We start from the raw sequence: 12941 nt of genomic DNA, 5'->3' as shown, positions 1-12941 counted from the left end.
GGTCGCGTGTCGCCACTCACGTAGTTTCCCGCGCTGACGCATTGGCGTAGCCAGTGATGCCGAGCAACTGGCCCAGGCTCTTCTCGCCGCGCATCCGCGAGGTTTCGATCCGCTCCTGGATATCGCGAAGGTGCGCTTCCATATGGGCCATAGCGCCCGCTGCATCGCGTGCCTCGATGCAATCGACAATCGTCGCATGTTCAGCGTGCTCGCACGGCGCGTGCCCCGGTGGTTCATATACGCCGACAATGAGCGAGCAGCGCGAAACCAGTTCCTTCAGATAGTTTTGCAGGATCGAGTTGCCCGCGAGCGCAGCGATGCGCATATGAAAACCGCTCGCGAGCGTGGCCCACGAAGGCTGGTCGAAGCGATGCATCGCCTCGTGTTCGCTCGCCAGTTGCTGGCGCAAGGCCTTGATGTCCTGGGCGCTCGCGCGCTGTACGGCCAGCTCGACCAGCATGCGTTCAACGGAGCGCCGCGCTTCGAAGATCTCGCGCGTTTCCTCCGGCGTCGGCTCGGCGATCACTGCGCCCTTGTTCGGCCGCAGCACGACGATGCCGTCGTAGGCGAGCTTTTCCAGCACGCGCCGCACGACCGCGCGGCCCACGCCGAACAGTTGGCACAACTCGGGCTCCGGCAGCTTCGTGCCGGGCGTCAAACGGTGGTTCAGCACGCCGTCGAAGATCGATTGATAGATGCGCTCGTCGACGTCCGCTTCTTCCTTCGGTGTTTTTCTGGCGGTGACCGCGCCAGCTTTCGGGTTGGTGCTCGTGCTCATGCGACCTCCGGGCGCAACACGCCGTCCCGCTCCAGTTCGTCCATGTGATGCGCGATTGCGCCCGGCGTCGTGATCCACACATCGCCTTTCGCTCGTGCCGCGGCGATATGGTCGAGTGCGCGGCGCAGATGCCGTAGTCGATATGGCTGCCCCACCAGATAAGGATGGAGCGCGATACCCATCACGAGCGCCTGCGGCTGCGTGCCGCGATTAGCCTGTTCAAGCATCTCGTCGAACTGATCGACGATCATGTCGGCGAACGCGCGGCCGTCCATATGGCGGCCCACCATCATCGGCAGATCGTTGAGTTCCTGCGGGTACGGAATCGACCATAACGGCCCACTGCGTGTAGCCATGCGTACCGGACGATCGTCGTGACACCAGTTCAGCGTATAGCGATAACCGGTCTCGGCCAGAAGGTCAGGCGTCAGGTGCGATTCGGATATCCACGGTGAGAGCCAGCCCTGCGGTGGCGTGCCGGACGCTTCGGCGATACGTTCGCGGCAATGCAGAAGCAGTTCGCGTTCGCCGTTTTCGTCGAGGTCGCTTTGCCGGTGTGCATTGGTGTGACCGTGACCGATCAGTTCGTCGCCACGCGCCACGCAGGCCGCGATCAACTCCGGGCAATGGTCGTAGAGCGCGGTATTGATGAGCGTGCCCGCAGGCATTGCCAGTTGGTCGAACAGTTCGATACAGCGCCACGCGCCCACGCGGTTGCCGTACTCGCGCCAGCTATGGTTCAGCACATCCGGTTGCGGCGAAATCGGGCCGAGCGCGGCGCCGAGTCCCTCGCCGAACGCAAAGTGCTCGATATTGAAGCCGAGATAGACCGCGAGCCCGCTATCGCCGGGCCAGCGGAACGCATCGCTGTCCGTGATCGGGCGATAGGAAAAGCGGCCATGGGTGGCGATCGATTGACGGGCGCGATTCTCTGCTGCGGGCATGTTCCGTGTGTCGTTCATGTAAAGAAGCCGTGAGTGACTAAAAGCGACGCGTGGCGCCCTGCATGAACCGAGTTGGCCGGATCATGCCCCGGGACGGACCGAAGACGCACCGCGATTGCGCAAAAGAAACGCTTTGATCGCTGACGATCGACGCTGCGGATCGTTTGCAATATGTGAGCCAACTCGTCGACGTTAAGCACACCGGCGCGTTTGCAATCCGCGACCACTACGAAGCGACGGATGGCACATGTCTTGCATTTGGATGGCTTCGCCGAGGCATCGCGTGTGGTTTTGCGTGCGTCAGCACTTCGCCGTTCACGAGGACACCCACTCCATGATTCAGCCTGCTTCAACGGTGCTCGAAACTACAGCCGCCGATATCGAACTGGTGCACGTGTCGAAGCAATACGGCGACTCGCTTGCCGTCGACGCCGTCGATCTGCGCATTGCCGGCGGCCAGTACTGCTGCCTGCTCGGGCCCTCGGGATGTGGCAAGACCTCGACCCTGCGCATGATCGCCGGGCATGAATCGGTCACCGAGGGTGACATTCTGATCGCGGGACGCAATGTCACGCGGGAAGAACCCGCTGCCCGCGGCACGGCAATGGTCTTTCAGAACTACGCGCTGTTCCCGCATCTGAGCGCGCTCGATAACGTCGCGTTCAGCCTGAAAATGCGCGGCATCGCGAAGGATGTGCGCCGCAAGCGTGCCGGTGAGCTGCTGGAACTGGTCGCGATGTCCGCGTATGCCGAACGCAAACCGGCGCAACTGTCGGGTGGCCAGCAGCAACGTGTGGCGCTCGCTCGTGCGTTGCTGAATCAACCGGGTTGTCTATTGCTCGACGAGCCGTTATCAGCGCTCGATCCGTTCCTGCGCGTGCAGATGCGTGCGGAACTCAAGCGCTGGCAGAAAGAACTCGGCATCACGTTCGTGCACGTCACACATTCGCAGGAAGAAGCGATGGCGCTTGCCGATCTGGTGGTCGTGATGAGTCACGGGCACATCGAACAAAGTGGCTCGCCGCACGAAGTCTTCAATCGCCCGCGGACTGAATTCGTCGCGCGTTTTCTCGGTGGTCACAACGTATTCAACACGAACGGCCGCTCGTTTACCGTACGCGCCGATCATTTGCGGGTGGTGCCGCACGGCGTCACGCCCGTCCAGACCGCAACCGGTGAGAGCGGCCTGACGCGGATTGGCGGCGTGCCCTGCAAGGTACGCGAAGCGGAGTACCAAGGCACCCATTTACGCATGACGCTCGATCCGCTCGACGGCTCGCCTGAACTGATTTCGCTCGTGAGCGACGGCGACTATGACCCTGCGCGGCTCGGCCCCGACGCGCGTGTGGTGGTCTGGTGGAACGAGCAGGACGCGCATCCGCTGGCGGCCTGAGCAGGTGCGCGGTTGTGTTCTGCCTTGCGCGACATGGCGGCGCAAAGAACGTCTCTGAACGAGTAGCGTGAACCGAGCTTCAACTGAACGACAAACAGGCGCTGATCGAACATCAAGCGCGCATCAAACGAACGTCAACTGAGGAGAAGGCAATGAGTGAAGCGAACGAGAGCCCGGCAGCGGCCGCATCCGATCTGAAGGAAAAGGGCCTGTCACGCCGCACGTTCATCAAGGGCGCTGTGGCGGCGGCCGGCATTGCCGGTTTTCCGTACGTGCATGCGCAGGAGAAGATCACGTTGCGCTACCTCGGCACGGCGGTGAACCAGAGCGCCGACATCGCGAAGAAATTCAAGGAAGACACAGGCATCGACATTCAATACGTGCCGGTGACGACTGACGACGTGGCCAAGCGCATCATCACGCAGCCTAACTCGTTCGACATTGTCGACACCGAATATTTCGCGCTCAAGAAACTGATCCCGGCCGGCACGCTCGCGGGCATGGACGCGAAACGTATCAAGCTCGCCGACAAGATCACGCCGGTGTTGACACGCGGTGAAGTGAACGGCAAGAAGATCGGCGATCAGGGCACCGCGCCGAAAAAGGTGATGTTCCTGACCGGCCCGCGCTCCACGGAATTCTCCGCAACGCCGACCGAATGGATGACGCTGATCCCGACCACATACAACGCGGACACGCTCGGCATCCGTCCCGACCTCATCAAGCGGCCGATCGACAGTTGGGCCGAACTGCTCAATCCGCAATTCAAGGGCAAGGCGGCGCTGTTGAACATTCCCGCGATCGGCATCATGGATTCGGCAATGGCGATCGAGGCGATGGGTCACGTGAAGTACGGCGACAAAGGCAACATGACCAAGGCCGAAATCGACCAGACCATCAAGATCCTGATCGAAGCGAAGCGCGCCGGCCAGTTCCGCGCGTTCTGGAAGGATTTCAACGAAAGCGTGAACCTGATGGCGTCGGGCGAGGTGGTGATCCAGTCGATGTGGTCGCCGGCCGTAACCAAAGTACGCACCATGGGCGTCGCGTGCAAGTTCCAGCCGCTCAAGGAAGGCTATCGTTCGTGGGCGTCAGGTTTCGGCTTTCCGCGCTCGCTGCAAGGCAAGAAACTCGACGCTGCGTACGAGTTCGTCAACTGGTTCCAGGACGGGTGGGCAGGCGCCTACCTGATGCGTCAAGGCTATTACTCCGGCGTGCTCGAGACGGCGAAAACGCACATGCAGCCTTACGAATGGGACTACTGGATCGAAGGCAAAGCTGCCGCGCAGGATATCAAGGCACCTGACGGCCAGTTGCTCGAAAAAACCGGCACGGTGCGCGACGGTGGCTCGTACAACCAGCGCATGGGGGCGATTGCCTGCTGGAATGCGGTGATGGACGAGAACATCTACATGGTTCAGAAGTGGAACGAGTTCATCGCAGCTTGAGCGTGGCTTGAGCGTGACTTGAGCGACTGAATCGCATGCCGGACTGCCGGTGCATGACATGCCGGCAGTTCTTCGATGACGCGGTCATGCCGCAAAAGTGCTTCCACTGATATCCGCCCATGGCAACGATCGACCTTCCCTCTCACGCGCAGGATGAGCCCGTCAAACACCGGCGCGCGCCGGCATGGTTGCAGGCGACGCCGCTTTCGCTCACGTTCCTGCTGTTTTTCATCGTGCCGTTGGCCATCACGTTGATCGTCAGTTTCTGGGACTTCAACGAATACCAGATCATCCCGGCGTTCACGTTGAAAAACTACGCGGCGATTTTCAACGGCTGTTCGTCGATGACGGACGTCTGTGTGACCTTGAAAACGTACTGGTCGACGCTCAAGTTCTGCGCGATCGTATGGGCCGTGACCTTGCTGCTGGGTTTTTCGATCGCTTACTTCCTCGCGTTCCACGTGCGCACGACGAGCATGCAGACAATCCTGTTCCTCGTCTGCACGATTCCCTTCTGGACGTCGAACGTGATCCGCATGATTTCCTGGATGCCGTTGCTCGGCCGTAACGGGCTCGTCAATCAGGCACTGCTGGGCGCGCATCTGATCGACCAGCCGCTCGAATGGCTGCTGTATTCGAACTTCTCGGTCGTGCTGGCGTTCGTGCACCTCTATACGTTCTTCATGATCGTGCCGATTTTCAACGCGATGATGCGGATCGACCGCTCCTTGCTCGAAGCGGCACGCGATGCGGGGGCGAGCGGCTGGCAAGTGATTCGCGACGTGGTGTTGCCGCTATCGAAGACCGGCATTGTGATCGGCTCGATCTTCGTGATCACGATCGTAATGGGCGATTTCCTGACCGTCGGCGTGATGGGCGGCCAGCAGATCGCATCGGTCGGCAAGATCATTCAGGTCCAGACCGGCTACCTGCAATTTCCCGCCGCGGCAGCCAACGCGATCATTCTGCTGGCTGTCGTGTTGATGATCGTGTGGGGTCTGACGCGGGTGGTCGATATCCGCAAGGAGCTGTGAAGATGCAGGCCATTCGCCTCAAACATCGGGAGCGTCGGCCGGCCAGCTTTTACTGGCTCGCGTTGCTGTTCGGCTTGTTCGTCCTGTTCCTCTATGGACCGGTCATTACGATTTTCATTCTTTCGTTTCAGGGACCCGAGGGCGGGCTGACGTTTCCGATGCGTGGCGTGTCGTTGCACTGGTTTGCCGCGCTGCGTGACGGCGTCGGCGATGTCGACATCTGGGGTGCATTTGCGCGATCAGTGCGGCTCGCGCTGGCTGTGACAGTGTTGACGGTGCTGTTCTCGGTGGCAGCCGGATTGGCTTTTCGCCGGCGGTTTCGCGGGGATACGGCGGTCTTTTACGTCTCGGTCGCCAGTCTGATCATGCCGTCCATTATCGTTTCGCTTGGGGTCGGGCTGACGTTCCGGTTGCTCGATAACGGTGTGAAGTATCTCGCTTCCGCGTGGGGGTATCAGTCGTTTGCCGATACCGATACGACGTCGATGGGCTTGTTCACGTCGGCGCTGGGTGCGCATTTGACGTGGACGCTGCCGTTCGGTTTGCTCGTGATGTTTGCTGTGTTCAACCGCTTCAATCCTGCTTATGAAGAGGCTTCGCGGGATCTTGGCGCCACGCCGTGGCAGAGCTTCCGGCACGTTGTTTTGCCTATCATCGGACCTTCGGTTGTCGGCGTCGCAATGTTTGGTTTCACACTTTCATGGGATGAGATTGCGCGTACCTCGCAGGCGATTGGAGATCAGAATACCTTGCCGCTCGAATTGCAGGGTCTTACCACGTCGGTGACGACGCCTGTGATTTATGCGCTTGGGACGATGACCACGGTCTTGTCGCTCACGGTTATGGTTTTGTGTTTGCTCGCGGTGCGGGGGTTGGGGCGTCGGCGGGTGAAGTAACGTTTCTTTGCCTGCTCGGCGCTTGTTTTTCTGTTTGCCTGGGGTGTTGGCTTTTCCTTGTTCTGGCCTTGGTGCCTTTCCTTGCATTGTTAGTGGTCTATTAGCGTTGCCCCTGTGCGGGGCGGCACCTACTTCTCTTTGCCGGCTGCAAAGAGAAGTAGTCAAGAGAAAGCAGCTCAAACCACTCCTGCTAAGCGGGTCCCGTGGTCTGCTGCGGGTAGTGGTGCATCTGGAATCTGTGTTCGTGCCCCTGCATACGCCAGTGACAAGGGAGTCATACTTCCGGCGGCGCTGCGCGCGCCGAAGCGTACTTCATAGAACCGACCACTGCGTTTTGGCGCCCGCGCCTCGCCACCGAACCGCGACTCGTCACTGCGTCACCACCGCGATTGTGATTAGAACGGCAACCGCAATCGCCTACCGCAGCTGTGACTGTGACCGAGACGATGATTGCAGTACACCGACGCATCGTTTGAAATGGGGGTTCCGGGTGAGTGCAGAGGCGCGTCGCCGAGGCGAAGCCGATGGCCCCACGGACCTCAAACGAAGCCCGTGGTTTCCCATGCAGACCCGTCCGCGACGCACGTAGTGCGGAGTGGGAGCTGATGAATCCCTTGTCACTGACGCGGAATGTGCGAGAACACGGATTCCAGATGCACCACTACCCGCAGCAAACTACGGGACCCGCTTAGCAGGAGTGGTTTGAGCTGCTTTCTCTTGCCTACTTCTCTTTGCAGCCGGCAAAGAGAAGTAGGTGCCGCCCCGCACAGGGGCAACGCTAATAGACCACTAACAATGCAAGGAAAGGCCAAAGCCCAGGCACACAGACAAACAAGCGCCGCGCAGGCAAAAAAACCATTTCACTCCCCGTTCTAAGAATCAACCAAATACTTGGTTGCCCACCCCCTTCCCCTCCCGTACCGTTCTCAGATTGCGCTCGGCGCCCGGCCCGCTCTGGAGAACTCATGCCAACATCTGAATCGCACGCATCCCCGAATCCCACCACCGCAGATGCAGCAGACCCGTTCGGCGAAAACGAACTAACCCAACGCTTCGCACCTGTATTCGCCCGCATCGCCGAAGGTGCAGTAGAACGCGAACAGAATCGGGAACTGGCCTACGCGCCGGTGGAATGGCTGCGCGAAGCCGGATACACCAAACTGCGCGTGCCCAGGCGCTTCGGTGGCGAAGGCATCTCGCTGAAAGCGTTCTTTGCGTTAGTCACGCGTCTCGGCGAAGCGGACTCGAACCTTCCGCAAATCCTGCGCGTGCACGGAGGATTTATTGAATCGCTGCTGGAAAATGGTGATGAATCGTTGCGTGACCGATGGTTCACGCGTATCGCACAAGGTCAGATTATCGGCGGCGCCGTTTCCGAACGCACCGGCGTGACCAACAACAGCGTACGTCTCACCCAAAGCGACGGTGCGTGGCATCTCGACGGCGAGAAGTACTACACCACAGGCACGCTCTACGCCGACTGGGTCGACGTTACCGCGCACGACGGCGAAAGCGACGTCCGCGTACTCGTCAAAACCGATGCGCCAGGGCTCGCCCGCATCGACGATTGGGATGGTTTCGGGCAGCGTCTGACCGGTAGCGGCACGGCACGTTTCGATCACGTGCCGGTCTCACTCGACAATCTGTACCGCCGATATAACGCGTCCGAACCACGCCGTAACAGTCTGCTTACTGCGTACTATCAGGCACTGCATGTCGCGAACCTTGCCGGTATCAGTCGCGCGGCACTGCGCGATGCGGTGGCGTTCACACAAGGTAAAACGAGAACCTTCGGCATTCCGGGTGAATCGAGCCCGCGCGACAATCCCTTGGTGCATCGTGTAGTCGGCCGGCTTGCAAGCCTTGCGTACTCGACGCAGAGCATCAGCGCTTCGCTAGCCAGCGCGATCGATGAAGTGTCGGTCGCGCGGCAGGAAGGCCGCACTGACGAACAGACCTATGTGCGCCTCGACATCCAGACTTTCCAGGCGCAGCAGATCGTCATCGAACAAACCCTGCAAGCGGCGACTTTGTTGTTCGAAGTGGGCGGTGCATCGGCGACCAGCGAGACGCGCCGCTTCGATCGGTACTGGCGCAATGCGCGTGTGCTGGCGTCGCACAATCCGGCAATCATCCGCGAAGCCGCTATCGGTGATTTCTATCTGAATGGAACTGCGCACAAGGAAAGGTTTGGCGTGGCGCGGAATCCGGAAGTCTCCGCGGCGGCTGCTCAGCTGTAAAAAAGTATCAGGTCGAGGTGCCCGCCTATGCCGCGGCGCACCCGGCGCGCTAAAACGACTAAGGCCGCTCACGCGGCCTTAGAACTTTTTGCCCGGCAGGAATCTGGTTCGACGCTGGATCCAACAGGTTGCTCAGATCACTTCGCCGAGGGCGTCCAGATACGGATGTCCGTCGCTTTCAAAGTGGCGGGAATCAGCCCCGCGGCGCGATACGTGTCGGCGATGCGCTGCTGTTCGGCCAATTGATCGCGTTTCACCGGCACGATGTCGTAGCTGCGACGGCTATTGGCCAATTCGACAGTCGGTTCAGGAGTATTGCCCCACACTGGCCCGAGAATCTGTGCGGCTTCCTGGGGATGTGCCTTGACCCACTTGCCCGTCGTGTTCAATTCGTCGAATACGACGCGCAGCACATCGGGATGCTTGTCAGCGAAGGTCGTTGTCGCCGTATAAAAACGGTTGTATTGAGCGACGCCGCCGCTGCCGTCCGCGATCACACGAACATGCGCCTCACGCTGCTGGGCCGCGAGAAACGGGTCCCAGATGGCCCATGCATCGATATTGCCGCCGCGGAAAGCGGCGAGCGCGTCGGGCGCCTCCAGATAGCGCACCTGTATATCGTTGATCGTCAGACCCGCTTTAGCCAAAGCGCTCAGCAACAGGAAGTTGCAGCCCGAACCTTTGGACACCGCCACACGTTTGCCCTTCAGGTCCGCCACCGAATGAATCGGCGAATCCGGCGGCACAATGATCGCCTGGGCGGTCGGCGCAGAGGTCTCTTCGGCGTAATAGGTCAGCGGCGCATTGGCGGCCTGCGTAAAGAGCGCAAAGGCATCCGCCACATCCGCATGCAGATCGACGCTGCCGGCGTTGAGCGACTGCAGCAGGCCCGTCGAGAACTCGTGCCAGCTCACGTCATAGCCGAGCGCGTTGAGCTTCTTCTCGAGGGCGCCAGTTCGCTTCAACAGAATGAACAGCGTCGATGAGCGCTGGTAGCTGATCGACACCGTTTCGTTGGCGCATGCCACGTCGGTCGACAGCACGCCGCCCATCAACGTCAGGCATACGCAGAGGCGTCGCAGGCTTCGGGAGCCGGAGAAAGCGAGGGGCATCGATCGAGATCCATGTGAAGTGGGTATGCGGAATCGCTGAATATATAAAAGAATGACACACGGCCAAAGACTGATTTCATCGATCGATATGGGTAGAAATTGGAACGCGTGGCGGCGGTATCGCTCATCATTCGAAGTTTGATGCGACTTGAAGCGCACGCTTTCACCGTGGAGATTTCTGCGTTATGTCGACACTCCCTCCCCGCTTCGGCGTCTGGGCACTGGTTCATGGCAGCCGCGCCGCGCTGCAGGACCCCGATGAACCGTACGACGCGTCGTGGGCGCGAAACAAAGCCCTCGTTCTCGAAGCCGAGCGGCTCGGTTACGATTCCGTGCTGGTCGCGCAACATACGATCAATCCGCACAATCCCGACTTCGATCAGCTCGAAGCGTGGACCGCGTCGGCCGCGCTCGCGACGCTAACCGAACGCATCGAGATCATCGCCGCCATCAAGCCGTATCTGTATCACCCGGTGGTGTTGGCAAAGATGGCGCAGCAGATCGAACACATCAGTGGCGGGCGCTTCGCGATCAATCTTGTCAACGCGTGGAATCGTCCTGAGCTGGAACGCGCCGGTATCGGCTTCGCGGAGCACGACGCGCGTTATGCGTACGGTCGCGAGTGGATCACAGTGGTGGATTCCTTGCTGCGCGGCGAGCGTACGCGTTTTCGCGGCGAGCATTTTAATGTGGATGACTATCTATTGCGCCCCGCGGATCCGTTTCGCAACCGTCCGCGCATCTACGTCGGCGGCGAATCGGAACCGGCGCGGGAACTGGTCGCCGGCAAGGGCGACGTGTGGTTCATCAACGGCCAGCCACTGGACGCCGTCAAAGCGTTGATCGCGGATGTCTCCGGCCGCAAGCGCCCCGCTCCGCACGAGCCGCTGCGTTTTGGTTTGTCGGCCTTCGTCATCGCTCGTGAGTCCGGCGAGGTCGCCGATCAGCACCTCGCCCATCTGTTCGCACTGGCCGCAAAAGATGCCCCGCTACGTGAGCAACAGAAATCGAACATCGACCCCAAGGCGGTGATGTTCCAGACCTTCGCGCAAACGCCGCGCGTGGGTTCGAACGGCGGCACGGCGGCTGGACTGGTCGGCAGCTATGACACGGTCGCGCAGCGGATCGCCGATTTTCATCGTGCCGGGATCGAGTTATTCATGTTGCAATTCCAGCCGTTCGAGACTGACATGCGCATTTTTGCCGAAGAAGTGATTCCGCGGGTACGTCACCTGCTCGGCTGATCCGGGCGAGGTCCGCGGCTTTCGGCGCGTCGCACTCATGTGGCACAGTATCGTCAGGCGCATGCGCTACGCTTGCGATACTGGACAGCCCCGATGAGCGAGATGAAGAACCCGACTGCCTACGAGCCCCCGGTCGACGAAGACCAGCTTCTGCTGAAGTGGATCCGGCGCGCGCGTGAATCCCAGATGAGCCATTACGACATGGCCGACCTGCTATCGGCGCGGGACCGCAGCGTCGGCTGGCTGGTCACCGCATTGACCGCGTTTGTGGGGACGGCCGTGTTTGCGTCGCTGACTTCGACCGCCGTCTCGCCGGCGCTCAGGATCTTCGTGGGCTTCGTGAGCGTTGCGGCGGCGGTCTCAGCCGCGCTGCAAACCTTCCTCAGATATGCGGAGCGTGCGGAAAAGCATCGCGCGGCGGGGGCCCGCTATGGCGCTGTGCGGCGCAGGCTGGAAGCGATCTTCGCAGGTGACGCCGACGCACGCGATGGCCACTATCTCACCGCGATCCGCGACGAACTCGACCGGCTCGCTGAAGATTCACCGAACGTGCCGCCGCGAATTTTCTATCGCACCCAGCGAACCCTGTCCGCCGAACCGCGACGAAGCCGCGATGCCTGAGCGACCCGGTTGACTGTAGTTGTCGAAGAATGCGGGGTCGTCGTAAATGTTCTGTGTCATTTGTAAATGGCATTAACTTCAATTGAAGCAACGCGACCGCTGATGTATATGCGCGGGACCCGCAGCGTGTCATTTGCCCATGCAGTTTCAATTGCTGGGATCAACCACAATTCCTGTCGAGGCGCCTGACAGCCTATATAGGCCGCGCCTTGCGGCCCTTAAGGGTCACTTAAGCGTCACTTAAGGACATTGCCTGCACAATGCTCGGTGGTGAGAATACCCCTATCTACAGGCATGTTTTTCCACCACTCATTCGAAACACGATAGTCCCGCCCGGCCTTCCGGTATTTACGTCTTTCCGGGCCTTGGCGTCCGCCCGATTATGGTATCGTCCGACCTGCGCTTTAAGGCGCATTGCCACACTCAATCGGGAAGCGCAATCGCTCCCTAAAAAAAGATTATGGAAGTCCAAAACGCCCGTCGTTGGGCACCACGGGGAACCCGCGTCTGGCTCACCGCGGCCGCCGCATTGGCGATCGCGAGCGGAGTACGCCTGTTGCTCCATCCGCTGCTGGGACCGATCATGCCGGGCACCGCCTTCTATATCGCGGCGGCGCTGGTCGAGTACTTTTGCGGGCTGGCCCCGGCGCTTACCGTCATGGTGCTCGGCCTGGGTATCGCCGACTATCTGTTCGTCCCGCCCTACGCAACCATCGACGTATTCGATCGCGCCGACCTCGTCCTGCTGGTCTCGTATCCGTTGGTGACGCTGCTTGTCATCGTGCTGATCGAACGCCTGCGCCGCTCGCAGTTTCGTGCCGAACTGATCGCGTCCGTTGCGCAGTCGCGCTATGAAATGCTGCTGCGTCACGATAACGAACGCATGCTGGCACGCCGCGGCGTCGACGAAACACACCGGCTGCTGCGCCACCTGTCCCATCACCACAGGACGTTCATTTTCATTCAGGCGCTCGAGCGCAACGCGTTACAGCCGGGCAACGACGTCAAGCCGCAAGGCGTGCTGCCGCGCCTGCCCAACCAGATTGCACCGGGCCCGCGCTTCGCCGATGTCGATCCCGACGACATCCAGCGGCTCAGCAAGGCGCTGTGGCCCGGCAGCCATCGCGTGCACCTGAAAAGTGGCGATGGTCCGTCGAAGCTGACCGAGTGCATGTGCGAACGGTTCACCACCCACGCCGGCGAGTTTCTCGTCCTACGGATCGGAGCCTGA

The 12941-nt window shown here is 60.6% G+C and carries 11 protein-coding genes; 8 read left to right on the top strand and 3 right to left on the bottom strand.

From position 1 onward, the window contains the following. Positions 1-16 precede the first annotated feature (16 nt). Together M0D67_RS17580 and M0D67_RS17575 are read right to left on the bottom strand one after the other, a co-directional pair. Complete coding sequence (locus M0D67_RS17580; RefSeq protein WP_154565889.1) at positions 17-778, bottom strand: GntR family transcriptional regulator; 762 nt, start codon at positions 776-778, stop codon at positions 17-19. Further along, positions 775-1740 carry a polysaccharide deacetylase family protein gene (locus M0D67_RS17575; RefSeq protein ID WP_154565888.1) on the bottom strand — a complete coding sequence of 322 codons (966 nt, stop codon included), beginning with the start codon at positions 1738-1740 and terminating at the stop codon, positions 775-777. Before M0D67_RS17575 ends, M0D67_RS17580 begins: the two co-directional genes overlap by 4 nt. A gap of 316 nt (positions 1741-2056) precedes the next feature. Between M0D67_RS17575 and M0D67_RS17570 the strand changes: the two genes are divergently transcribed. From M0D67_RS17570 to M0D67_RS17550, 5 genes are all read left to right on the top strand, one after another. Continuing rightward, positions 2057-3115, top strand: coding sequence for an ABC transporter ATP-binding protein (locus tag M0D67_RS17570; RefSeq protein ID WP_266239290.1), 1059 nt, complete (start codon positions 2057-2059; stop codon positions 3113-3115). Between the two features lie 152 nt (positions 3116-3267). After that, positions 3268-4563, top strand: a complete 1296-nt coding sequence (locus M0D67_RS17565; protein WP_154565886.1) for a PotD/PotF family extracellular solute-binding protein — start codon at positions 3268-3270, stop codon at positions 4561-4563. Between the two features lie 119 nt (positions 4564-4682). After that, entirely contained in the window at positions 4683-5597 is a 915-nt protein-coding gene (locus M0D67_RS17560; protein WP_154565885.1) for an ABC transporter permease, read from the top strand. A gap of 2 nt (positions 5598-5599) precedes the next feature. Next, positions 5600-6493, top strand: coding sequence for an ABC transporter permease (locus tag M0D67_RS17555; RefSeq protein ID WP_266239289.1), 894 nt, complete (start codon positions 5600-5602; stop codon positions 6491-6493). A 965-nt stretch (positions 6494-7458) separates the two neighbouring features. Continuing rightward, positions 7459-8733, top strand: a complete 1275-nt coding sequence (locus M0D67_RS17550; protein WP_266239288.1) for an acyl-CoA dehydrogenase family protein — start codon at positions 7459-7461, stop codon at positions 8731-8733. Positions 8734-8870: 137 nt separating this feature from the next. Here M0D67_RS17550 and M0D67_RS17545 read toward each other — a convergent pair whose 3' ends face one another. Beyond that, a complete protein-coding gene (locus M0D67_RS17545) occupies positions 8871-9845 on the bottom strand; it encodes an aliphatic sulfonate ABC transporter substrate-binding protein (RefSeq protein WP_266239287.1) in 975 nt (324 codons plus the stop codon). A 185-nt stretch (positions 9846-10030) separates the two neighbouring features. Here M0D67_RS17545 and M0D67_RS17540 point away from each other — a divergent pair, with 185 nt between their 5' ends. From M0D67_RS17540 to M0D67_RS17530, 3 genes are all read left to right on the top strand, one after another. Next, on the top strand, positions 10031-11089 hold the full coding sequence (locus M0D67_RS17540; protein WP_266239286.1) for an LLM class flavin-dependent oxidoreductase: 1059 nt from the start codon (positions 10031-10033) through the stop codon (positions 11087-11089). Between the two features lie 102 nt (positions 11090-11191). Further along, the gene (locus tag M0D67_RS17535; RefSeq protein ID WP_266239323.1) at positions 11192-11710 is read left to right on the top strand and encodes an SLATT domain-containing protein; all 519 of its coding nucleotides are present in this window, start codon (positions 11192-11194) and stop codon (positions 11708-11710) included. A gap of 460 nt (positions 11711-12170) precedes the next feature. Beyond that, positions 12171-12941, top strand: coding sequence for a DUF4118 domain-containing protein (locus M0D67_RS17530; RefSeq protein WP_154560433.1), 771 nt, complete (start codon positions 12171-12173; stop codon positions 12939-12941).

The organism is Paraburkholderia sp. SECH4, assembly GCF_030511745.1.
GTDB lineage: Bacteria > Pseudomonadota > Gammaproteobacteria > Burkholderiales > Burkholderiaceae > Paraburkholderia > Paraburkholderia madseniana.
The sequence above is the reverse complement of the archived record's forward strand: the minus strand, read 5'-3'. Positions and strand labels throughout refer to the sequence as shown.

What these genes read in the sequence shown, in the direction of transcription:
- M0D67_RS17580 (WP_154565889.1), bottom strand. Translation starts at nt 778, where the DNA reads ATGAGCACGAGCACCAACCCGAAAGCTGGCGCGGTCACCGCCAGAAAA.
- M0D67_RS17575 (WP_154565888.1), bottom strand. Translation starts at nt 1,740, where the DNA reads ATGAACGACACACGGAACATGCCCGCAGCAGAGAATCGCGCCCGTCAA.
- M0D67_RS17570 (WP_266239290.1), top strand. Translation starts at nt 2,057, where the DNA reads ATGATTCAGCCTGCTTCAACGGTGCTCGAAACTACAGCCGCCGATATC.
- M0D67_RS17565 (WP_154565886.1), top strand. Translation starts at nt 3,268, where the DNA reads ATGAGTGAAGCGAACGAGAGCCCGGCAGCGGCCGCATCCGATCTGAAG.
- M0D67_RS17560 (WP_154565885.1), top strand. Translation starts at nt 4,683, where the DNA reads ATGGCAACGATCGACCTTCCCTCTCACGCGCAGGATGAGCCCGTCAAA.
- M0D67_RS17555 (WP_266239289.1), top strand. Translation starts at nt 5,600, where the DNA reads ATGCAGGCCATTCGCCTCAAACATCGGGAGCGTCGGCCGGCCAGCTTT.
- M0D67_RS17550 (WP_266239288.1), top strand. Translation starts at nt 7,459, where the DNA reads ATGCCAACATCTGAATCGCACGCATCCCCGAATCCCACCACCGCAGAT.
- M0D67_RS17545 (WP_266239287.1), bottom strand. Translation starts at nt 9,845, where the DNA reads ATGCCCCTCGCTTTCTCCGGCTCCCGAAGCCTGCGACGCCTCTGCGTA.
- M0D67_RS17540 (WP_266239286.1), top strand. Translation starts at nt 10,031, where the DNA reads ATGTCGACACTCCCTCCCCGCTTCGGCGTCTGGGCACTGGTTCATGGC.
- M0D67_RS17535 (WP_266239323.1), top strand. Translation starts at nt 11,192, where the DNA reads ATGAAGAACCCGACTGCCTACGAGCCCCCGGTCGACGAAGACCAGCTT.
- M0D67_RS17530 (WP_154560433.1), top strand. Translation starts at nt 12,171, where the DNA reads ATGGAAGTCCAAAACGCCCGTCGTTGGGCACCACGGGGAACCCGCGTC.